The sequence below is a fragment of the Acidovorax sp. AC410 genome (assembly GCF_979253235.1).
On sequence record NZ_CEEDCG010000001.1, the window covers coordinates 6,826,365 to 6,848,207 of the forward strand.

The 21,843-nt window shown below is 68.7% G+C and carries 18 protein-coding genes and 1 other RNA gene; 6 read left to right on the plus strand and 13 right to left on the minus strand.

What is annotated here, in order from left to right; genetic code table 11:
- Positions 1-51: 51 nt before the first annotated feature.
- Both rnhA and AC0IZS_RS31735 read right to left on the minus strand, forming a co-directional pair.
- Positions 52-501: a ribonuclease HI gene (gene rnhA, locus AC0IZS_RS31730; RefSeq protein ID WP_471639299.1), complete on the minus strand. Its 450-nt coding sequence runs from the start codon at positions 499-501 to the stop codon at positions 52-54.
- Between the two features lie 37 nt (positions 502-538).
- Positions 539-1,366 carry a class I SAM-dependent methyltransferase gene (locus AC0IZS_RS31735; RefSeq protein ID WP_471639300.1) on the minus strand — a complete coding sequence of 276 codons (828 nt, stop codon included), beginning with the start codon at positions 1,364-1,366 and terminating at the stop codon, positions 539-541.
- Here AC0IZS_RS31735 and gloB point away from each other — a divergent pair.
- Together gloB and AC0IZS_RS31745 are read left to right on the plus strand one after the other, a co-directional pair.
- Complete coding sequence (gene gloB, locus AC0IZS_RS31740; protein WP_471639301.1) at positions 1,365-2,141, plus strand: hydroxyacylglutathione hydrolase; 777 nt, start codon at positions 1,365-1,367, stop codon at positions 2,139-2,141. The two genes, AC0IZS_RS31735 and gloB, sit on opposite strands and share 2 nt — an antisense overlap.
- The gene (locus tag AC0IZS_RS31745) at positions 2,138-3,721 is read left to right on the plus strand and encodes a transglycosylase SLT domain-containing protein (RefSeq protein WP_471639302.1); all 1,584 of its coding nucleotides are present in this window, start codon (positions 2,138-2,140) and stop codon (positions 3,719-3,721) included. Before gloB ends, AC0IZS_RS31745 begins: the two co-directional genes overlap by 4 nt.
- Before the next feature lie 158 nt (positions 3,722-3,879).
- Here AC0IZS_RS31745 and AC0IZS_RS31750 read toward each other — a convergent pair whose 3' ends face one another.
- The 6 genes from AC0IZS_RS31750 to dnaX form a co-directional block, all read right to left on the minus strand.
- A complete protein-coding gene (locus AC0IZS_RS31750; protein WP_471639303.1) occupies positions 3,880-4,032 on the minus strand; it encodes a DUF3096 domain-containing protein in 153 nt (50 codons plus the stop codon).
- A 225-nt stretch (positions 4,033-4,257) separates the two neighbouring features.
- Positions 4,258-5,310 (minus strand): ABC transporter substrate-binding protein, encoded by a 1,053-nt coding sequence (locus AC0IZS_RS31755; RefSeq protein ID WP_471639304.1) that lies wholly within the window; start codon positions 5,308-5,310, stop codon positions 4,258-4,260.
- A 187-nt stretch (positions 5,311-5,497) separates the two neighbouring features.
- Positions 5,498-5,923, minus strand: a complete 426-nt coding sequence (locus tag AC0IZS_RS31760; protein ID WP_057205690.1) for an MAPEG family protein — start codon at positions 5,921-5,923, stop codon at positions 5,498-5,500.
- A 103-nt stretch (positions 5,924-6,026) separates the two neighbouring features.
- The gene (gene recR / locus AC0IZS_RS31765) at positions 6,027-6,623 is read right to left on the minus strand and encodes a recombination mediator RecR (RefSeq protein WP_471639305.1); all 597 of its coding nucleotides are present in this window, start codon (positions 6,621-6,623) and stop codon (positions 6,027-6,029) included.
- A 230-nt stretch (positions 6,624-6,853) separates the two neighbouring features.
- The gene (locus tag AC0IZS_RS31770) at positions 6,854-7,186 is read right to left on the minus strand and encodes a YbaB/EbfC family nucleoid-associated protein (RefSeq protein WP_007847962.1); all 333 of its coding nucleotides are present in this window, start codon (positions 7,184-7,186) and stop codon (positions 6,854-6,856) included.
- An 82-nt stretch (positions 7,187-7,268) separates the two neighbouring features.
- Complete coding sequence (gene dnaX / locus AC0IZS_RS31775) at positions 7,269-9,242, minus strand: DNA polymerase III subunit gamma/tau (protein WP_471639306.1); 1,974 nt, start codon at positions 9,240-9,242, stop codon at positions 7,269-7,271.
- A gap of 241 nt (positions 9,243-9,483) precedes the next feature.
- On the opposite strand from dnaX, the gene AC0IZS_RS31780 reads away from it, so the two are divergent.
- Positions 9,484-11,049 (plus strand): methyl-accepting chemotaxis protein, encoded by a 1,566-nt coding sequence (locus AC0IZS_RS31780; protein WP_471639307.1) that lies wholly within the window; start codon positions 9,484-9,486, stop codon positions 11,047-11,049.
- A 19-nt stretch (positions 11,050-11,068) separates the two neighbouring features.
- On the opposite strand, the gene AC0IZS_RS31785 is transcribed toward AC0IZS_RS31780, so the two are convergent.
- Positions 11,069-11,659 (minus strand): TetR-like C-terminal domain-containing protein, encoded by a 591-nt coding sequence (locus AC0IZS_RS31785; RefSeq protein ID WP_471639308.1) that lies wholly within the window; start codon positions 11,657-11,659, stop codon positions 11,069-11,071.
- Positions 11,660-11,729: 70 nt separating this feature from the next.
- On the opposite strand from AC0IZS_RS31785, the gene AC0IZS_RS31790 reads away from it, so the two are divergent.
- A complete protein-coding gene (locus AC0IZS_RS31790) occupies positions 11,730-12,134 on the plus strand; it encodes a DUF4345 domain-containing protein (RefSeq protein ID WP_471639309.1) in 405 nt (134 codons plus the stop codon).
- An 83-nt stretch (positions 12,135-12,217) separates the two neighbouring features.
- Here the strand turns inward: AC0IZS_RS31790 and AC0IZS_RS31795 are convergent, their stop codons facing one another.
- Positions 12,218-12,895 (minus strand): hypothetical protein, encoded by a 678-nt coding sequence (locus AC0IZS_RS31795; protein ID WP_471639310.1) that lies wholly within the window; start codon positions 12,893-12,895, stop codon positions 12,218-12,220.
- A gap of 233 nt (positions 12,896-13,128) precedes the next feature.
- Here AC0IZS_RS31795 and ffs point away from each other — a divergent pair.
- An RNA gene (ffs, locus tag AC0IZS_RS31800) (signal recognition particle sRNA small type) lies at positions 13,129-13,225 on the plus strand.
- Positions 13,226-13,625: 400 nt separating this feature from the next.
- Positions 13,626-14,180 carry a hypothetical protein gene (locus tag AC0IZS_RS31805; protein ID WP_471639311.1) on the plus strand — a complete coding sequence of 185 codons (555 nt, stop codon included), beginning with the start codon at positions 13,626-13,628 and terminating at the stop codon, positions 14,178-14,180.
- 161 nt (positions 14,181-14,341) lie between these two features.
- Here the strand turns inward: AC0IZS_RS31805 and AC0IZS_RS31810 are convergent, their stop codons facing one another.
- From AC0IZS_RS31810 to AC0IZS_RS31820, 3 genes are read right to left on the minus strand one after another with little or no spacing between them, the layout of a single operon-like run.
- Entirely contained in the window at positions 14,342-15,706 is a 1,365-nt protein-coding gene (locus AC0IZS_RS31810; RefSeq protein WP_471639312.1) for a TIGR03862 family flavoprotein, read from the minus strand.
- Positions 15,707-15,744: 38 nt separating this feature from the next.
- Positions 15,745-19,251, minus strand: coding sequence for a UvrD-helicase domain-containing protein (locus AC0IZS_RS31815; protein WP_471639313.1), 3,507 nt, complete (start codon positions 19,249-19,251; stop codon positions 15,745-15,747).
- Complete coding sequence (locus tag AC0IZS_RS31820; protein ID WP_471639314.1) at positions 19,248-21,794, minus strand: PD-(D/E)XK nuclease family protein; 2,547 nt, start codon at positions 21,792-21,794, stop codon at positions 19,248-19,250. The genes AC0IZS_RS31815 and AC0IZS_RS31820 overlap by 4 nt, the downstream gene beginning before the upstream one ends.
- Positions 21,795-21,843: the final 49 nt, after the last annotated feature.

Below are 21,843 nucleotides of genomic sequence, written 5' to 3' on the forward strand. Positions count from 1 at the left end.
CCGGCGATACCGGGGGTGGGGCATTGGAGACAGATCCATGCCCCTTGCGCCTCAGATCCGGCCCAGCGCCTTGTCCACGCCCTTGTTGGCCAGTTGGTCGGCGCGCTCGTTGCCGGGATCGCCAGAGTGGCCCTTGACCCAGCGCCAGTCGATGCGGTGCCCGCCGTTGGCGACCAGCGCATCCAGGCGTTGCCACAGCTCCACGTTCTTCACCGGGGCCTTGCTGGCGGTGCGCCAGCCGCGGGCCTTCCAGCCGTGGATCCATTCGGTGATGCCCTTGCGCACGTATTCGCTGTCCAGGTACAGGGTGACGGCGCAGGGGCGCTTGAGGGCAGCCAGCGCCTCGATCACGGCCAGCAGCTCCATGCGGTTGTTGGTGGTGCCCAGCTCGCCGCCGAACAACTCCTTCTCCGACGTGCCTGCGCGCAGCAGCACGCCCCAGCCGCCGGGGCCGGGGTTGCCCTTGCAGGCGCCATCGGTGTAAATCACGACCTCGTTCAAATTGGATTCCTGTTCTCTTCTTTCATGGCCGTCGCCATCAGCGCCTGTGGGTGGCGCCCGGTGGCGAAGGGGTGCGGTGCGCCACGGGCACCGTGGCCGCGTTGCGCTGGCGGGCGCTGCGCCAGCCGGGTTCCAGCAGGCGCATGCCATGCACGCGCTTGACGGCCACCAGGAAGTACCCGGCCCCGAAGATCGGCCACCATTTCTCGCCCAGCGGGTCCAGCCAGCCAAAGCGCTCTATCCACTGGCTGCTGCGCACCGCCGGACAATAACAGCCAAACCGGGCGGATTCGACCTCGAAGCTCAACAATCGCAGCCAATCGCGCAGGCGGCGGTAGCCAATGAACTCGCCCACGTCGGGCAGGTACAGCGTGCCATGCCCCAGCCGGCCATACAGCCGCGCACGCCGCTGGCGCAGGCCCCACAGGCTCATGGGGTTGAGGCCGCTGATGACCACGCGCCCTTCGGGCACCAGCACGCGCGCCACCTCGCGCAGGGCGGCGTGGGGGTCTATGCTCAGTTCCAGGGTATGGGGCATCACCACCAGGTCGAGGCTGGCCTCGGCGAACGGCAGGGCCACGGGTTCGGCCAGCAGGGCAATGGCCTGGCGTGGCGTACCATCCTCGCGCAAGCCGGGTTCGGCGGCCAGCCCCCCCTCGCCCACGGCCTCCTGCCCCAGGGCCAGCCATTGGTGCGGCATGCGGTTGGTGCGAAGACCGTCCAGCAGGGGCATGCCCAGCTGCACGGCGTGGTAGCCGAAGAGGTCCGCCACCGCCTCATCCAGGCGGGCTTGCTCCCAGGCCAGCAGGTAACGGCCGGGCGGGGAATCGAACCAATGGTGCAAACCTATAATTTGATCGCTCATGAACCTGCTACCGCTGCCCGCCTTTGCCGACAACTACATCTGGATGCTGCACGACGCACGCCAGGCCATTGTCGTGGACCCGGGAGATCCCGCACCGGTACAGAAGGCTTTGCACGACCTGGGACTGCGATTGCAGGCCATTCTAGTCACGCACCACCACAACGATCACGTGGGCGGGGTGGACGTGCTGCGCGAGGCCACGGGCGCCACCGTCTACGGCCCGGCACGCGAAAAGATCCCCGAACCGCTGGTGCGCCTGGCTGCCGGTGACACGGTGGACGTGGCCGGCCTGCACTTCACGGTGCTGGACGTGCCGGGCCACACGGCCGGGCACATCGCCTACTACTGCGCGGACATGGGGGGCGTGCCGGTGCTGTTCTGCGGCGACACGCTGTTCTCGGGCGGTTGCGGGCGGCTGTTCGAGGGCACGCCGGCGCAGATGCTCGATTCGCTCGACCAGTTGGCGGCCCTGCCCGGCAACACCAGGGTGTGTTGTGCGCACGAATACACACTATCGAACCTCAAATTTGCGCGCGCTGTGGAACCCGGCAACCAGGATCTGGTCCACTACCTCGGCTGGTGCGAGGCACAGCGGGCGCGCGGCCTGCCCACCCTGCCCTCCACCATTGCGCAAGAGCGCGGTATCAACCCCTTCCTGCGCGTGCGCGAAGCCGAGCTGTGCCAGTCGGCACAGCGGTTCGACCCGCAGGCAGATCAACACGACGCGGTGGCCGTACTGGCGGCCCTGCGCCAATGGAAAAACGAGTTTCGATGAAAATTGTGCACATCGCGTGCCTGGCCGGCATGCTCTGGCTGACTGGCTGCGCCACTACCGGAACCGACACCACCGTGGCAGGCGGCTCGCCCGACGGCCCCGCCACCCCCTCCAACAACAACAACAACAAGACCCCGGCGCGCCCCGCGCACACGCCGCTCATCCCCAATGGGCCGCTGCAGCCCATCATGGCAGTGAACGCCTCCAATGGCGGCGGCGTGGCCTCGCTATCAGCCCCGGCCGACCTGTGGGACCGCATGCGCCGCGGCTTTGCCATGCCCGACCTGCAGCACGAGCTGGTGCAGGACCGCGAGCAGTGGTATGCGACGCGGCCCGACTACATCCAGCGCATGACGGAGCGCTCGAGCAAGTACCTGTTCCACATCGTCGAGGAGCTGGAGCGCCGGGGCATGCCCACCGAGCTGGCGCTGCTGCCCTACATCGAGAGCGCGTTCAACCCCCAGGCGGTGTCCAGCGCCAAGGCCGCTGGCATGTGGCAGTTCATGCCGGCCACGGGCAGCTACTTCGACCTCAAGCAGAACGCCTTTCGCGACGACCGGCGCGACGTGCTGGCATCGACCCGTGCGGCGCTCGACTACCTGCAAAAGCTCTACGGTATGTTCGGCGACTGGCACCTGGCCCTGGCGGCCTACAACTGGGGTGAGGGCAGCGTGGGCCGCGCCATTGCGCGCAACCAGAAGGCGGGCCTGGGCACCAGCTACACCGACCTGAACATGCCGGCGGAAACCCGGCTGTACGTGCCCAAGCTGCAGGCGGTGAAGAACATCGTGGCCAACCCCGACGCCTTCAAGACCGAACTGCCGCTGATCGAGAACCACCCCTACTTCCAGACGGTGGACATCACCCACGACATCGACGTGGCGCTGGTGGCCAGCCTCTCGGGCATCCGCGAGGACGACTTCCGCGCGCTCAACCCCTCGTACAAGCGCCCCGTGATCCTGGCGGCCGGCACGCCGCAGATCCTGCTGCCCTGGGACAACGCCAAGGTCTTCCAGCGCAACCTGGAAGCACGCCGCGAAGGCCAGTACGCCAGCTGGACAGTGTGGTCCGTGCCCACCACCATGACCGTGGCCGATGCCGCCCAGCGCACCGGCATGAGCGAAGCCGACCTGCGCGCCATGAACAATATCCCTCCGCGCATGCTGATCAAGGCCGGCTCGGCACTGATGGTGCCGCGCTCGGTGACCACGCGCGAAGACGTGTCATCGCACCTGGCCGACAACGGCCAACTGGCCCTGGCGCCCGAAATCGTCACGCGCCGCACCACGGTGCGCGCCCGCAAGGGCGAAACCGTGGCCAGCGTGGCCAAGCGCTACAACCTGGCGGCCGCGAGCGTGGCCGATTGGAACGACGTCAAGGCCAGCGCCGCCTTCAAGCTCGGCCAGCAGATCGTGGTCTACCTGCCGGTGCGTGCCGCCACGGCGGCAGCCACGCAGGTGCGCTCGTCGAACGTACGCAACGTGGTGCAGGCCCGCGGCAACAAGCAAAGCGCGGCCAAGGCGCCAGCCTCAGCCCCCGCCAAGCGCGGCGGCACGCCATCGAAGGTCAAGAAGCGTTGAGCCCCAAGGGTCTACTGCGCTTTGAGCAGCAGCTCAGACCCCGCTCTCAAGAGTTGCTGAAAAAGCTTCCTGGCTAGGCGCTCCGTCGCAGACAGTACTGAAAGTACGGCAAGACGGAGCAACGACGCCAGGGAAGTTTTCTCAGCGGCTCACCTCCCTCAGAGCTTGAGGGAATGCATGCCCATCAGTCCTAGTACACCCATGACGATGAGGTAGATGGCCACGATGGTGCTGAGCAGGCGCGGCATGACGAGGATGAGGATGCCCGCGATCAGGGAGACGAGCGGGCCGATGCTGAGTGTGAATGCCATGGGGAAATCCTTGGTGGGTAGGAAGCTGGTGTGCCGAGGCTACGGCAAACCGGATGCCGGCCAATGTAAGCCATCTTCCCGTCCCGAAAGCGCAGAAGGCGCTTGATGCGCAGGCAGTCTCATACGGATTTGCATTCAATCGTATAACTAGGCGGGAAGCCGCAGACAGTGCTGTAGCACGGCAAGGCGGACCAACGAAGTTAGACGGTTGAAGGCAAATCCGTATCAGACGTTGTACTTCTGCCGCGCCTTGCGCACCCACTCGTTGCTGAAGGTGCGCGCCAGGTCGACCTTCACGTCGGCCACCTCGGAGCCGGTGCGTCCCAGCACGCGCAGCGCGGTGGCGGGCCCGTCGTCGGGCATCAGGCCGTTGGGCGAGAAGGTCTCGCGCACGCGGCTGAAGGCGGCCAGGTACAGACCACGGTCGCCCAGCAGGTAGCCAGGCGGCACCACCTTGATCAGGTCGGCCGGCGCGGCCGTCTGCAGCCATTTGAGCGCATGCACGATGCCATTGGTGAGCGCCTGCACCTGCGCGGCCTGCTTTTGCACGAAGGCCTGGGGTGCATACAGGCAGCCCGCCGGCATGTTGCCGCCAAACAGCTCCTGCGCACCCTTCAAGGTGCGCATGTCGCCCACGATGTGTACGTCCATCTTCTGCTCCAGCAGGGTCATGATGGGATCGGCATGGCACAGCGCATGCACCTGGCCCGTGCGCAGCGCCGCCACGGCCGGCGTGCCCGCACCCACGCCGACAAAATTCACGTCGCGCTCGCGCACACCGGCGCGCGCCAGCAAGTGGATGGCCATGAGGTGGGTGGACGAACCCAGGGCCGAGACACCGATGCGCCGGCCTGCGAGGTCATCGAGCCCGTCGTAGCGCGGCAGCGCCTTGCGCGAAACGCCCATGGCGATCTGCGGCGCGCGGCCATGCACGGCCATGGCGCGCAGGTAGCTGCCACGCACCTGCTGGCGGATGGTGTACTCGTAGGCCCCCGACCCCACGTCGGCCGCGCCCTGCAACACGGCCTGCAGTGCCATGGCACCGCCGGCAAAGTCGGACACCACCACCTGCAGCCCTTCGCTCTCAAAATAGCCCAGCAGGTCGGCCAGCGCCAGCGGCAGGTGGTAGAGCACGCTTTGCCCGCCCACGGCCACCGTGACGCGACCCAGCCCCGGCGCGGCCGCCTGCTGCGACAGCACGGCAGGCGCAAACACCGCAGCCGCCGAGAGGGCGGATACGGCACCAAATGCGCGGCGGCTGAGCAAGGGACTGGGCATGGAAAAATGAAAGGCGAAGAGGCCATTGTTGCACTGCAACAATCGTGCCCCAGCATAGCCCGGCAGGCATCAGGGACTACCCCTGAGGACTAATACGTAGGTGACAGTGGCGTGGGGCCCGCGAGGGGCAAAAAAGCGGGCCGCGCGAGCCCGGCCGCGGACGGAAAACGCCCGCCAGCCCTGGCGATCAGCGGTATCCCATGAACAGGATGCCGATGTTGACGAGCAAGGCACCCGACCACAGCGCACTGCGCACGGTGGGCATGTCCGCCACATACATCATGATGTAAAAAATGCGCAGAAACACCCACAGCAGGGCAGCCAGATCCAGCAGTGTCTGGCCTGCGCCGAGCTGGTGCGCAATGATCACCGCGCCGATGAAGAACGGCAGCGCCTCGAAGCTGTTGGTCTGCGCCGCATTGGCGCGTGCCTGCCAGCCTGTCTGCCGGGCCAGCCAGGCCCGTGGGTCGCTGTTGTCGAAACCGCCCTGCCCGCGCGATTTTCCCAGCCCCCCGCTCTTGGCCAGGTAGGAGCACACCATGGGCAGCAGCGCAGCCACCAGCACACACCAGTAGGCCGCCGTGAAGCGGGCCATGTGCATGGAGGAGTTCATTCTTGTTGCACTTTCTTGTTGCTATTGCCTGCCAGCCTTACCTGGGAAGCTATTGAATCGATAGTCGGGGGCGGATTCTAAGCGGCCCCGGGCCCAGGCCCTCTCAGCGCCGGTCCACGAGCGCATGGGCAATGGTGCCCAGGTCCACGTATTCCAGCTCGCTGCCCACCGGCACGCCGCGCGCCAGCCGCGTGACGTGCAGGCCCCGGGCCTTGAGCGCCTCGCTGATCACATGCGCGGTCGCCTCGCCCTCGGCATTGAAATTGGTCGCCAGGATCACCTCCTGCACCGTGCCGTCGCTGGCCCGGTCCATGAGCTTGTGCAGGCCGATCTCCTTGGGGCCGATGCCATCGAGCGGACTGAGCCGCCCCATGAGCACGAAGTACAGCCCCTTGAACGCCCCCGTGCGCTCCAGCGCCGACTGGTCCGCCGGCGTCTCCACCACGCACAGCCGCGTGGCATCGCGCTCCGGATCCAGGCAGGTGCTGCACACCTCGGCCTCGGTGAAGGTATGGCAGCGGCTGCAATGGTGCACCGACACAGCCGCATCCTGCAGCGCCCGCGACAAGGCCTGAGCCCCCTCGCGGTCATGCTGCAGCAGATGGAACGCCATGCGCGAAGCCGACTTCACCCCCACCCCCGGCAGCCGCTTGAGCGCCTGGATCAAAACATCAAGGGAGTTGGTAGAAGAAGAAGCCATAGGCCCAGTGTAAGCAGCAAGTGCCCGTTAAAAAATGCGACGTCTACACAGGCGCCAGTGAGCAAAGCGAACGATGCGCCGCCCCTGCCTTCACACCCCGCCCTCCAGGGCGTAGCGAGTGGGATAAGCTGCTAGGCGGACGGAGCACAGGAACCGGAACGTACTTGAAGTACGTGAGGATTCCGAGCACCGCCCAACGACGCAGATTGCCCGCTCGGTAGCCAGCTAACTTAGAAAGGGAGTTTCATGCCGCCGGGGAGGCCTGGCATGCCTGCAGTGAGCTTGCCCATCTTCTCGCTGGAAGTCTCTTCCGCCTTGCGCACCGCCGCATTGAATGCTGCAGCCACCAGGTCTTCGAGCATGTCCTTGTCCTCGGCCAGCAGGCTGGGGTCGATGGTGATGCGCTTGACATCGTGCTTGCAGGTCATGAGCACCTTCACGAGGCCGGCGCCGGATTCGCCTTCCACCTCGATGAAGGCGAGTTCGTCCTGGGCCTTCTTCAGGTTGTCCTGCATGGCCTGGGCCTGCTTCATCAGGCCGGCGAGTTGTCCTTTGTTGAACATGGTGGTGGTCCTTGGGTTGGAGGTTGTAGTTTGTCTGTCTGTCTGTCTATCTATCGATCAATCGGCATCGGCGAAAAACCGCTCACGCAGGCTTGATGCTGCCCGGCACGATTTTCGCGCCATGGTCGCGCAGCAGCGTCTGCACGTAGGGGTCGTTCATCACGATCTCTTCGGCCACGCGCTGGCGCTCAGCGGCAGCGGCGGCGTTGCGGCGCGCGGGGCTGTCGATCACCACGCCCACCTCAACGGTGATCTGGGTGGCATGGCCGGCAGCCTCCAGCGCGGTGCGCAGGCGCTCGCGCGCCGTCGGCTGGTTGAGCGACTCGCGCTCCACGCGCAGCAGCCAGTGGGACCCGTCGCGCGCCACCAACTGCGACTGCAGCGCCAGTTCGCGCACCAGTGCGGTGATCACCTCGGCGGCCACCATCTGCTGCACGGTGGCGTACCAGACCTCGCCCTCTTCGGTGGGCGTATAGCGGGCCGAGGCAGGCAGCGATGCCGCCGAGGGCGAATGCGCCGTGGGCTGCAAGCGCGCGCCGGGCTCGGCCGCCATGCTGCGCACGGGAATGGACATCACGTCGGCGGCCGGGCGCTCGGCCACGGCCGTGGCGGGTGACGATGACCGGGCGTGCTCGTCGCCATCGCCCTCATCGCCAGACCCGCCGTGCTGCCGGTCGAAATCGTCGAGCGTGCGCACCGGCAATGCCGTGGACTGGGGCGCCGCGGCAACGGGCGCAGCAGGTGCGGGAGCGGGAACCTCCGGTGCAGCGACGACCTTGGCAGCCGCAGGCTCTGCGTCCAACGGAGCGGCGACAGGGGTGGCAGCCACCGGAGCCGGTGCCGGGGCCGGGGCCGCCGGCACAGGGGCCGCAACCGGGGCGTGAGCGGGGGCCGAAGCCGCAGGATCAGGCCGCGTCAGAGTTTTTTTTTCCGCCGGGCCGTCGCCGGCCGGGGGCTTGAACGCGAGCAGGCGCAGCAGCACCATGGTCAGGGCCGCATACTCATCGGGCGCCAGGCCGAGCTCGCCACGGCCGTGCAGGCACATGCTGTACAGCAGCTGCGTCTCATCGGCGGGCATGGCGGCCGACAGGCGTGCCGTCTCGGCGGCCTCGGGGTCGTCGGCATCCACCGCGCCCACCATCTGCGGCACGGCCTGGAAGACGGCCATGCGCTGCAGCACGGCACTCATCTCTTCCAGCGTGGAGGCGGCCGAGAGGCCGTTCATGCGCAGGGCATCGGCGGTCTCCACCACCGTCTTGCCGTCGCCTAGTGCCAGCGCCTCGATCAGACGGAACACATAGGAACGGTCCACCGCGCCCAGCATCTGGCGCACGCCGGCTTCCTGCAACTGGCCGCTGCCAAAGGCGATCGCCTGGTCGGTGAGCGAGAGCGCGTCGCGCATGGAGCCGCGCGCGGCGCGCGAAAGCAGGCGCAGCGCCTGGGGTTCGGCGGGCACGTTCTCGGCCGCCAGCACCTGGGTCAGGTGGCCGAGCACCGTCTCGGGCGCCATGGGGCGCAGGTTGAACTGCAGGCAGCGGCTGAGCACGGTGACGGGCACCTTCTGCGGGTCGGTCGTGGCGAGCACGAACTTCAGGTACTCGGGCGGCTCCTCCAGCGTCTTGAGCATGGCGTTGAAGGCCGTGTTGGTGAGCATGTGGACTTCGTCGATCATGAAGACCTTGAAGCGCCCCTGCACCGGCTTGTACACGGCCTGCTCCAGCAGGCTCTGCACCTCGTCCACGCCGCGGTTGGAGGCGGCGTCGAGCTCGGTGTAGTCGACGAAACGACCGCTGTCGATGTCGGTGCAGGCCTGGCACACGCCGCAGGGCGTGGCGGTGATGCCGCCCGTGCCATCCGGCCCCTGGCAGTTGAGCGACTTGGCCAGAATGCGCGAAACCGTGGTCTTGCCCACCCCCCGAGTCCCCGTGAACAGGTAGGCATGGTGCAGGCGCTGCTGGGTGAGGGCATTCGTGAGCGCCTGCACGACGTGCTCCTGCCCCACCATTTCCGTGAAATTGCGGGGGCGGTACTTGCGGGCGAGCACGAGATAGGACATGGCCTGATTCTAAGGGGGTCTGTGGATGCCCCTGCGCAGCGCTCGCCGCCACTTGCACCCGCTTTCACCTCCCAAAACCCGCCGCTGGCAACCCGGGAAAACACTGCGGGCAGTTCCTCTGTACATCCTGCAACACCCTGCCTAGCATGGACCGATGGTCTGGTCGAAAGTTTTTGGCCAGGGTCAGAGGTGGGTGGCCTGCGCGCGCCTGCCGCCAACGCACGACGGAAGGTGGCTGTATATGGTGGATACCTCCCAGCGGCGACCCATGGGCATCGCCAGGCGCATGGGCCTTCTGATTGCCTGCGCGCTCGCCGGCATCGCGGTCATCACCGCCATCCTGCTCGGCTCGGAGCGCAGCCTCATCATGGAGGAGCGCAAGAGCAGCGTGCGCCAGAACGTCGAGTCGGCGCACAGCCTCATCGTCCATTTCCACGCGCAGGCCAAGGCCGGCAAGATGCCCGAAGCCCAGGCCCAGCAGATGGCCAAGGACAGCCTGCGCGCCATGCGCTACAGCGGCAATGAGTATTTCTGGATCAACGACATGCAGCCCGTGATGGTGATGCACCCGATCCGCCCCGAGCTCGATGGCAAGGACCTGTCGGACAACAAGGACCCCACGGGCATGCGCCTGTTCGTGGAGTTCGTGAACGTGGTCAAGGCCCGCGAAGCCGGATTCGTGCTCTACCTGTGGCCCAAGCCGGGCAATACCGACCCGGTGCTCAAGGCCTCCTACGTCAAGGGCTTTGCGCCCTGGGGCTGGGTGGTGGGCTCGGGGGTGTATGTGGACACGGTGAATTCGACCGTCAATGAGCGCATCATCAAGTTCGGCCTGGGCGCGGTGGTGCTGGCCGCCTTGCTGCTGGGTGTGGGCATGCTGATCTCGCGCGGCATCCTGCGCCAGTTGGGCGGCGAGCCCGACTATGCGGCCCGCATCACCGAGCAGATGGCGCAGGGGGACCTGTCGATGGACATCGCCTTGAAGCCCGGGGACAACTCCAGCCTGCTGCACGGCATGCAGGACATGCGCACCAGCATCGCCAACATCGTGAGCGAGGTGCGCTCGGGCACGCAGTCCATCGCCACCGCATCGACCGAAATTGCGGCAGGCAATAACGACCTCTCGGCGCGCACCGAGCAGCAGGCAAGCTCCTTGCAGCAGACAGCCGCTTCCATGGAGGAGCTGACCAGCACCGTGCGCCAGAACGCCGACAACGCACGCCATGCCAGCCAGTTGGCAAACACCGCATCGCAGGTGGCCGTGCGCGGCGGCGCCGTGGTGAACCAGGTGGTCAGCACCATGGGCGAGGTGAACACCTCGTCCAAGAAGATCGTGGACATCATCGGCGTGATCGATGGCATTGCCTTCCAGACCAACATCCTCGCGCTCAATGCCGCCGTGGAGGCGGCGCGTGCCGGCGAGCAGGGCCGCGGCTTTGCGGTGGTGGCCAGCGAGGTGCGCGGCCTGGCCCAGCGCAGTGCCGAAGCGGCCAAGGAGATCAAACAGCTGATCGACGCCTCGGTCAACAAGGTGGGTGAAAGCACGCGCCTGGTGGACGAGGCCGGCAGCACCATGACCGAGGTGGTGAAGAGCGTGCAGCAGGTCACGCAGATCATCAGCGAGATCGCCGCTGCAAGCCAGGAGCAGTCCTCGGGCATCGACCAGGTGAACGTGGCCATCTCCAACATGGACCAGGTCACGCAGCAGAACGCCGCCCTGGTGGAGGAAGCGGCCTCGGCCGCCGAATCGCTGAACGTGCAGGCCGCCAAGCTCGAACAGTTGGTCAGCGTCTTCAAGCTGGCGTAGCAGGCGCCCTGCCGCCGCATCAGCCCCTGGGCGGGAGCAGCCGCGCCGCCAGCAGGGACGCCAGTTCGTGCGCCGAAGGCACGGCCATGGGCGCGGTGGACAGGGCCCCGTCGATCGCCAGACTGGCCAGGCCGTGGGCCAGGCTCCACCCCGCCAGGGCGAGTTCATCAGCGCCCTCGGACACATGCTCCCTGGCCGCGTGCAACAGCACCAGGAACGATCCGTCCGCGGCCACCTGCAGCGCCGGGTGGTCGGCCTTTTTCTGCAACAGGGGGCTGAACATGAGCCGGAACACGGCGGGGCGCGCCAGCGCGAACGCCACATAGGCCGTGCAGTGCCCCACCAGGGTGGCCTCAGTGTCGCCGCCCCGCTGCGCCCCCCGCATGGCCGCCGCCAGATCGTCAAAGCCCCGCGCAGCCACGGCGGCCAGCAGCGCGTCCAGGTTGGCGAAGTGGTGGTACGGCGCTGCATGCGATACGCCCGCCGCCTTGGCCACCGAGCGCAGGCTGAGCGTGCTGCCCAAGGCCAGCAAGGCCTCGGCAGCGGCCACCAGGGCGGCGCGCAGATCGCCATGGTGATAGGGCGTGCGGAAAGCTTGCGGATCGTTCATGGCGGCAATCTTGACACAGTCAAGATTGGCCCAGACAATCGATTCATCTTGACGCTGTAAAGATCAACCCATGACCCGACGCCTGCTCCAAGCCGCCACTGCCGCAATGGCGCTCATCCCGGTGGCCACCGGCGTGCTGACGATGATGGGGATCGATGATCCGCTGTACCACGCCAGCGGCCTGCCGCGCGAGGCCCTGCTCGATGGCAATCTGCGCTTTTTCGGGGGTGTCTGGCTCGCGCTCGGGCTCGCCATGCTGTCACTGGTGCCGCAGATCGAGCGCGAGGGGCGTTTGTTCGCGGTGCTCTGGGGTGCCGTGTTCCTGGGCGGCGTGGGCCGGGTGCTGTCGATGGCCTGGCTGGGCCTGCCGCCCGCGCCGTTCATCGGCTTCACGGTGCTGGAGCTCCTGGGGGCCCCGGCCTTCATTGCCTGGCAGCGCCGGGTGGCTGCACAGTCTGGCCGCGTGGTGCCGTAATCACCGGGGCCTGGCAGGCCCGAAAAAGGGATGCAGGCAGCCCCCTCCTCCTGCCAGCCAGGGCTTGGAGGGTCCGCGGGACCTTACGGAAATGAAGGCGCGCCGAGTTTCCTCACCGCTTCTTCGCGGTAGGTGCTCAGCCCCTTCTGCACGATCGACAACCAGGCCCCATCGGTCGCGGCGCCCTGGGACTCTTCGGCATGCACGCTGATGCTCGTGGCCGCGGTCTCGCTGCCCGCGATATGGATGCTGGTCTCGACGTCGGCATTCATCGTGATGGCCCAGAAGCCCATGTTCACCCACGACCAGAGCTTGCGGATGCGCACATCCACCAGCAGGGGATCGGGGCCTGCACTGGCCACATCCTTGGCCACGCGGTAGCCCAGTTGCTGGAAGGCACTGGCCAGGTTCTCGCGCACCAGGCCGGTCACCGTCTGGCCGTCTTGCACCAGCACATCGCCCAGGGCCTTGCCGTAGGTGTTGCGCTTGCGGGCCACAGCGCGGGCCTTGACGGCGTCGGTGGCGGCGGCAGCGCCGCCAAAACCCAGCGAAGGAATGTCGGGCGTGCGCGGCGCGGCCTCGAACACCCGCTGGTCCGTCACGGACTGGATCACCACGGCGCGTGCCTTGGTCACCGCGGGCGCCGTGGCAGGGGCTGCGGGCCCCGCTACCTTCAACTCGCTGCGATTGGTGGCGCAGCCGGTCAGGAAAACAGCCGCAGAGGCCAGCAATACCATCACGCCATAGCGTCGAATACCCATGATTTCTCTCTCCCTCGTTGGTAGTGAATGTTGTGCTCCGTGCATCGCGCAGCGACGCCGGCGACGCACTATACCAATGGCAACAACGAATCGATAGAGATGGCCTACCAACGCCCGCCAGGACGTCCCCCAGCTCCCCCGCCCGTACAGGCCCTGCAAAAAATCCACGCCGAGCAAGGACAAACTGGCCTTCGAAGCCGATGGGCTGGCGCACACCCGCTACAATAGCCAGCGACGGGCCTCCCCGCATGGCAAAGCGGCCAACCGGGTCAGGTGGGGAACCAAGCAGCCCTAACTGTAGAGTCAGTGCCGGGGGTAAGGCTCGTCAACTTCTTTCTTGCTGCCGCGCAGGTGCGCAGCCCTTGAATGTGCAGGCGCCGCATGCGCGCATTGCACCATCCTTTCCCCCACCCCCATTCCCGCTGTTTTTCTGCCCGTGTCGGTGCTGTCCGACACAGTTTTGCGGCGGTAGGCACTTTCCGGCAGCGTGGCACAGGCGCACACTTTGTGACATCGCTTATCCGCCTTTTCGGGTGCTGCCATGTCCACCGCCATGACCGTGCAAGTGTCCAAAGCCCGCCACCGCACTACAGCGCTTTTCCATGGCCCTGCCACGGGAACAGGCCCTGTGGCCCCGCCATGGAGCCGCCCCGTCTGCGCCCTGGGTATGGTGCTGTTCGTACCGGGCCTGGCAGTAGCCGCGGACGCCCCGTATTTCGGGGAGGAGGCGATGGCCCATTTGCACGAAGAATCCGCACGCTCGTCCTTGGCTTACGAGGTCAACAGCGCAGTGCTGCCGGATATGGGTGACAACACCGTGCGCAGCCCCGCCACGGGGGGCGGATCAGGCGGCAACGCCCTCAGCAACCAGCACCTGGATATCACGCGCTGGCTCACGCCGGACTCGCCCACCCGCTTCGGCCTGTCCCTGGGTCTGAGCGCGCCTGCCGCGGGCGCCGTGCCGCTGGCCGCAGAGGCCGCAGCCCCCGCCAGCCTGGACCTGGGCGTGCGCTGGAGGTCCCGGCTGGAAAGCGGGCGCCAGCTCGACATCTCTGCCTGGGCCCGCACACCGCAGGGAGCGCAGACCCCGGACGCCCTGGGCATGATCCGGCAGGCGCAGCAGCCCTCGTACGGCACGCGCCTGGAGGTGCAATGGGCGACCGCCAAGACCGGCGGACTGAAACCGGAGTTCGGCGCCGTCGGCGTGCAGCTGCAAAGCGGCTCGCGCCTGGTGCTGCGGGCCCGCAAGGGCGGACCGATGCTGTACTACCGGTCCAGGTTCTAGGAGGCTGTCGGACTTGGAGCGTCGAAAGCGAAAATCGGGCCCAGCGAGGACAGTTTTTGCCGGATTTGCAGCCCCATAGCCAGGCTATGGGGCAAAAAGACGGTGAAAAATGGACCGCTGCGGCCGATTTGCAGCCGACGATTTCCAAGTCCGACAGCCTCCTAGCTGGCCCGCCCCAGCCAGCGCAACGCGCCCTCCCCTGCCACCCTGCCGCTGGCCATGCTCGCGGTGAGCAGGTAGCCGCCCGTCGGGGCCTCCCAGTCGAGCATCTCGCCCGCGCAGAACACACCTGGTGCGGCGGTTGCCATGAGCTGGGCATCCAGCGCCTCGAAGCGCACACCGCCGGCCGTGCTGATGGCTTCATCCAGTGGCCGTGCAGCCACCACCGTCACGGGCAGGGCCTTGATGGCATGGGCCAGGGCCACGGGGTCGGCCATGCCGTCCTTGCCAAGGTGCTCGTAGAGGATGCCGGCCTTGATGCCGTCCAGGCCCAGGCGGCTCTTCAAGTGGCTGGACAGCGAGCGCGAACCGCGTGGGTGGCGCACCTCGACCAGCACGCGCTCGGGCGTGTGGTCGGGCAGCAGGTCGAGGTGGAAGGTGGCGTGGCCATGGGCCTCGATCTCGTCGCGCAGCAGCTGCGAGACAGCGTAGACCAGACTGCCCTCCACGCCCGTGGCCGTGGCGACGAACTCGCCGCGGCGATTGAAGCTGCGCCCTTCGCTGTCGGTGAAGCTGATGGCCACGGTCTTGAACGGCTGGCCACCGAAACGCTCGGTGAAATGCGGCGTCCAGCCCACGGCGGGCGCAGGCGTGCGGCCAATCAGTTCGCGGAAAAAATCACGCCGCGTCTCACCCACAGGCGCATCGGCACGCACCACATCGAAGCCGCAGTTGGCCGGGCGCAGCGGCGCCACGGCCACGCCGCGCGCCTCCAGCAACGGCACCCAGGCACCGTCGGAGCCCAGGCGGGCCCAGCTGCCACCGCCCAGTGCCAGCAGCGTGGCGCGGGCGCTCGCGACCACCTCACCCGCAGCCGTGGCAAAGCGCAGCGCGCCGCCCTGCCCTGCATCGGCCCAGCCCAGCCAGCGGTGGCGCATGTGGAACTGCACGCCCTGGCTGCGCAGGCGCTGCAGCCAGGCACGCAGCAGCGGCGCAGCCTTCATGTCGGCCGGGAACACGCGGCCCGAGGTGCCCACGAAGGTCTCCACACCCAGTCCCTGGGCCCAGTCGCGCACGGCGGGGCCGCCGAAGGCGGTGATCAGCGGCTCGACCTGCTTTTCGCGGCCGGCAAAGCGGGTGGCGAAGGTTTCGTGCGGCTCGGAATGCGTGAGGTTGAGTCCGCCCTTGCCGGCCAACAGGAACTTGCGGCCCACCGAAGGCATGGCATCGAACACATGCACGGCCACGCCCGCCTGCGCGAGCACCTCGGCCGCCATCAGGCCGGCCGGGCCGCCGCCCACGATGGCGACATCACAGGCCAGGCCCGGGGTGGCCGCGTCCTGGGCGATGGAGGTGCTTGCGTTCATGGTGCTGGGGCTTTCGAAAATCAGGAAAACGGCCGGGCTCAGAACAGCGAACCCTGGGGGGAATCATCCACGGCGGGCGGCGACCGACGGGGCTTGGCGGGCGCAGGGGCCGCAGCAGACAGTGGAGGTGGTGCGGGGGCGAGAGTATGCCCCATGGCGCCATCCCCGCCCGCCGCACCGGAATCCGCAGGCACCACGACCATGCGCCCGTCACCGGTCAGGAAGGCCGCATGCACCGGCTCACCGGGCATCAGCGCACGCACCGCCTCGCGGTAGCGCTGCAGCTGGGCCATCAAGCCGGGCTGGCGCTCTGGCTGGGCAGCGCTTTTGTAGTCGAGCACCCACCAGCCCGGCGCAGGGCCTGCGCCCTGGCGTGCAACGGGCCGGTGTACCAGCCGGTCAAGCCGCAGGCTCTGGCCCTGGTGGTTCAGGGGCGCCTCGTTCATGGCGCTGTCCATTTCGGCCGGGTCCCAGGCCCAGGCCCCCTCGCCCGCCAGGATGCGCTGGGCCAGCTGCGCCGCACGCGTGGCCGCGGCGGTGGTGATCTCGTGGTCCTGCGCCAGGCGGGCCAGGCGCGCGGGCGGCCAGCCACGGGTGCGCAGATCGGCCAGCGCCATGCCCGCAACGCCGGCCTGCTCCAGCAGTTGGTGCATGGCCTCGCCCAGGCGGGATTCTGGGGTGGACTCGCGCGCCTGCCGCTCGGCCGGGCCGTCGGCACCGTTCGCCCCCCCGAACCCCTCGACCAGGCCGGCACCCAACTCGCCCTTGCGGCCCTGGCCGAGCTCCGGAGGCAGCACCGGCAACCCGGCCACGGCGAAGACCTCTGCCGCGCCGGCTTCGGCCCCCAGGGCCGCGGCGCCATCGTCGCCGGGCACCTCCACTTCCTGCACCAGCAGGGCCAGGCGGTTCCACCAGCTGCCAGGGGCAGAATTCGCGGGCTGCACGGACGACAGGGCCAGGCAGTGCTTGGCCCGCGTCATGGCCACGTAGAGCATGTTGAGCTCCTCGCGCTGGCGCGCCTGCTGCTCCACGGCCAGGGCATCCACCGCGCTGGGCGGCGGGCTCGACTCGCTGGCCAGGAAGACGAAGCCCGTGGGCACCGGCTGCTCGCCAGGCCAGTCCACCAGCACGCCCATGGTCTCGGCTTTCTGGGGTCGGGTGTCGGTGTCGAGCAGCAGCACGCACTCGGCCTCCAGCCCCTTGGCGCCGTGCACCGTGAGCAGGCGGATGGCCTGCGCATCCACCCGGCCGGGCGCACGCACGCCGCCCTTCTTCATGGCGCGCACGAAGGCATAGGGCGTGAGGTAGCGCCCGCCATCGTGCTGCAGCGCGGCGGCCAGCAACGCGCGCAGGTTGGCCTGCACCGCTGCGCGCTGGGTGGCCGGCGCCGCCGCCGCAAAGCGGGCCAGCACGTCGCCATGGGCATAAATGGCGTGCAACGCATCGTGCGGGGGCAAGGTGTCCACCCAGGCCTTGTACTGCGCGAGCACGGGGCCGGCAGCGGCGGCTGGCGTGGCCTGCACCAGCTCGGGCCGCTGCAGCAGTTCGAACCAGCTCAGGGTGGCATGCTCGGGCTGGCGGCGCAGCAGCGCCAGGGCCACCAGCGCATCGTCGCCCAGCCCGAACAGCGGCGACCTGAGCGCGCGCGCCAGCGACAGGTCGTGCCCGGTGGAAACCAGCGCATCGAGCAAGGCCACGATGTCTTGCACTTCGGCTGCATCGAACAGATCGGCCTTTTCCGGCTGCACGCAGGGCAGGTGCAGAGCACGCAGCGCATCCTGCATGGAGGCGAGGCGGTCGCGCTTGCGCGCCAGCACCAGCACCTCCTTGGGCGGCACACCCCCTGCGATCTGCGCCGCCACCCAGCGCGCGGCCTGCTCGCATTCGCGCATGCGCTGGGTTTCCTCGGCTTCGTGGCGCGGCTCGGTCAGGCTGTCGCGCCAGGCCAGCAAGGCGCCACCGGCGGAGCCACTGCCCTCCAGAGGCTCGATGGCCGGCAGGCGCAGCAGCTCGCCCGGGTCGGTCGATTCGGTGGTGTGGTCGCGAAAGCCGCTGGTCTCCCCCTGCGCCTGCGCCGTGCCCAAGGCATCGTTGACGGCCACGATCACGCCCGTGGCGTTGCGGCGCGTGTGGTCGCAACTGAGCAGGTCGCCACCGAGGCCGTTGCGCACGAAGGTCTGCGCCGCGATGAACACCTGCGGCTCGGCCCGGCGAAAGCGGTAGATGCTCTGCTTGGGATCGCCCACGATGAACACGCTGGGCGCCGTGGCACCGCCGCCCGAGCCCGCGTAGCCCGACAGCCAGGCATGCAGGGCCTGCCACTGCAATGGGTTGGTGTCCTGGAACTCATCGACCAGCAGGTGGCGCACGCGCGCATCGAGCCGTTCCTGCACCCAGCCGCTGAGCACCGGGTCGGCCAGCATGACCAGGGCCGTGCGCTCCACGTCGTTCATGTCCACCCAGCCGTGCGCGTTCTTGACGGCGGCGAACTCTGTGATCAGGCAGCGCGCCAGCCGCGCCATGCGCTGCTGGTGCTGCCAGGCGTCGTGCTGGCGGCGCGCCACCAGCAGGCGCTGCAGTTCGGGCTCGGCTTCCTGCGCGGCGGCGAACTTTTCCAGGTTCTTCGACAGCCGGTCTTCCTTGGCCACGAACAGGGCCTTGCGCAACAGGTCCAGGCGCAAGTCCAGGTCATCGCAGGCAAAAGCATCAACGATGGCATCGGCCGCCTTCTGCGGCGTCTTGGCAGACTCGGTGCCCAGGGCCTGGGCGCGGTCGAGCCAGCGGCGGCGCACGAGCTCACCCCGCAGTGCCTCGGCGGGGCTGCCCAGTCCGGCCAGCTCGGGGCAGTGGTCGAAAAACGGCGGCACCGAAGCATCGACCACGCCGGCCTCGTCGGCCAGGTCGAACTCCACGCGCTTGGACAGGGCCGCTGCGAGCGCCTTGTGCGTCTGCGAACGGCCGTGGCGGAACACGGCCGCCTCGTAGTCGGCGCGCAGGCCGGCGTGGCCGTCCACCGCATGCAGGAAGGGTTGCCACACCTCGCGCACGGCCTCGGCATCGTCCTCCAGCAGGTCGAAGTTGGCGGGCAGACCCTGGGCCTGCAGCAGCGCCAGCGGCGCCGTGCCCAGCAGTGCGGCAAACCAGCTGTGGAAGGTGCGGATCTGCACCGGGCGGCCACTGCCGAGGATCTGCCGGTACAGACCGCGCAAGGCCTCGCGCTGCTCCAGCGCCCGCTCGGGGTGGATGCCACGCGCCACGAGCTCCGCCGTGAGCTGGTCCAGCGGTGCATCGGCAAACTGCTCCAGCCATTCCTGCAGGCGCTGGCGCATTTCGCCCGCAGCCTTCTTGGTGAAGGTGATGGCCAGGATCTCGTGCGGCGCGGCGCCGTCGAGCAGCGCGCGCAGCATGCGCGAGACCAGCATCCAGGTCTTGCCCGCACCGGCACAGGCCTCGACCGCCACGCTGCGCGCCGGGTCGCAGGCAATGGCGTAGAAGGCCTCGCGTGACACGCCCTGGCCGTTGTGCTCGTACGCAGCGTTCGTCATGCCCAGAAGTCCTTGCGGCACAGGCCGCGCGCAACGCAGTATTCGCAGACCATGCCCTCGCCCAGCGCGGGCATGGGGTCGCCCGCGGCGATGCGCTCAAAGTCGTGCTGTATGCCCTCCACCAGCAGGTCGCGCAGGGCCACCACCTCCTCCTGCTCGTGCATCTGCGTCTCGCCCCGTTCACCCACGTTGACGTAGGCCGCGCGCAGGGTGTCATGGCTCAGCAGCGCGGCGTAGAAGGCCAGCTGCGTGTCTTCTGCCCCGGCGCCGATGCGCTGGCGCGTGACGGAGTCGCTTTCAGTCTTGTAGTCGATCACCAGGGGGGTCACTTCGCCGGTGCCCGACACGGCATCGATGCGGTCGATGGTGCCCACCAGCTCCATGCTGCCCAGGGGCTGCGTGGTGCGCAATTCGGCCTGGCGAAAGGCCGCACCCTGTTGCTCGTGCTGCGCCAGCCAGCGCAGGTAGCCGTCGCGCACCTGCGGCCAACCCGCGGCAAAGGGTAGAAAGTCGCCCCCCGTGAGGCCTTGGCGCGCCGTGACGGCCTGGGCCGATTCTTCGAGCCGGCGCATGCGCGCTGGCCCGGCATCGAGCGGGGCTTCCAGCAGCCCTTCGTGGAAATGCTGCAGCACCTCGTGCAGCCAGTTGCCGAAATCGCGCTTGTCCACCTCGCTGCCCAGTTCCTCGGCCTCCTGCAGGCCCAGTTGGCGCAGCGCAAAGAAGCGATAGGGGCAGTGGCGCAGGTCCGAATATGCGGTGGAGGAGAGCCTGTGCACCGGCAGTGCCTGGCCGCTGGGCAGCGGCCGGGCCGTGGGTGCGCTGGCCACGCTGCGCACAAGGCGCAGGTCCTGGCCCGCATGCGCCGTGCCGTCGAGGTGCAGCGCCAGCACCAGGGCGCTGGCCAGCAGGGGTTCTCCGCCCTCGTCGCCCGTGCGCCACAGCACGTCCACCACGGGGGTCTGCAGCGCACTGCGCCAGGCCAGGCGTTGCGCGGCCTCCAGCGAATCGCGGGTGGGCAGGCCCCAGGCCTCGCGCTGGGCCTGCGTCCATTCGCCGGGCGGCTCGGGCGCGGGTTGCAGGCGCTTTTCGTCGCAGCCCGGCAGCACCAGCGCGGCAAAGGTCCGCGCCAGCAGTTGCGGTAGCGGCAGGATCACCACCGGCGCACCAGGCGGAGGCGGGGGCACGAAGCGCGCGGCCTCCAGCACCTCATCGGCCCAGCGCGTGAACTCGGCCAGGGCCATGCGCCGGCCCACGCCCTCCCAGGCTTCGAGCTCGGCCTGCAGGCCCTCGGGCAGGCGCAGCACGGCCAGCACGCGCTCGCCCGCTTCGTCGGCCTCAAGCAGGGCCCACTGGCCCGTGGCCTCCAGCAGCGCCCGCAAGGCCGCAAGCCATTGCACAAGCGGGCGCGGCGCACGCAGTCCGGCACGCCAGGCCTCGGTCTGCGCCACGCCGGCCGCCAGCGCCGGTTGCGCGCTCCAGTCGCGCGCGGCCACGGCGTCCCAGCGCGCGAGGGATGCCCGGCGCAGCGCCTTTTCCAGCGGGTTGAGCGTGGCGGCCGGCCACGCGGGCACCTGCTTGAGCCAGGCGAGCACGGCGTCGGCATCGGCATCCCAGGCGCAGGCCTTCAATCCGGCCATGACCTGCGCGGCCGCGCGCGTGGTCGACAGGGTCCAGCCGCTTTCGTCGCGCACGTCCACGCCGCTGCTGCCCAGGTGGGCGCGCACACGGCGGGTCAGTGCCCGGTCGGTAGCGGCCAGCACCACGGGCGTGCGGCCTGCGGCCAGGTGGGCCAGCACGCAGGCGGCGGCGCGCTGCGCCTCGTCCTCGGCGTCGGTGGCCGCATGCAGGGCGATCTGTCCTTGCGACCCGCCATCCTCGCCGGGGGCATACAGCGGCAGTACCCGGGCCCGCTCGCCCCATTGGGCCTGCAGCGCGGCGGCCAGTGGCTCGGCCTGGAAGCCTTCGAGCACCACCAGCGCATCGGTGGCGGCCCGCACACCTGGCTCGAACAGCACATCGGTGGCATAGCGCGAGGCCAGCGCCCATTCGAGCGCGATGCGCGCCACCACGGCCTCGAAGCGCAGGGCGCTGCCCTCGTCCGCCACCGGCAGCAGGCCGCGCGCCTGCACGCCCCAGGCGTCGCGCTGCGCAGGCGGCACGGCCGCCACGGCCAGGGCCAGTTGGGCGGCGGCCTCCTGCAGCGGCGTTGCCAGCACGTCACGCTGGGCCGACAGGCCCGCCTGGTCCAGCAGCGTGCGCGCGGTGAGCGTATCGCGCGCCACGTCGCCGGCCAGGTCCCGGCCCTCGGGCACGAAAGCCGCCAACTGGTGGGCCCAGTTGCGCGTGGTCTCGAAGCGCGGAACAAAGCTGTCCGGCCGCCGGCGCGCCCACAGGCGCTGGCCCCAGGGCATGAGCTGCGCATAGGGCACCAGCACCACGGTACGGGCCGGATGCGCGCCGCACGCGGCGAGATGCCGCGACACGGCGTCCAGCACCCGCGCCCAACAAGGGGCGGCCTGATCGGTTTTAGCTATGACAGTCATAGCATCGGAGGGCCCGGCCACACCGGTGAACGTGGGATTGGTTTCTGTC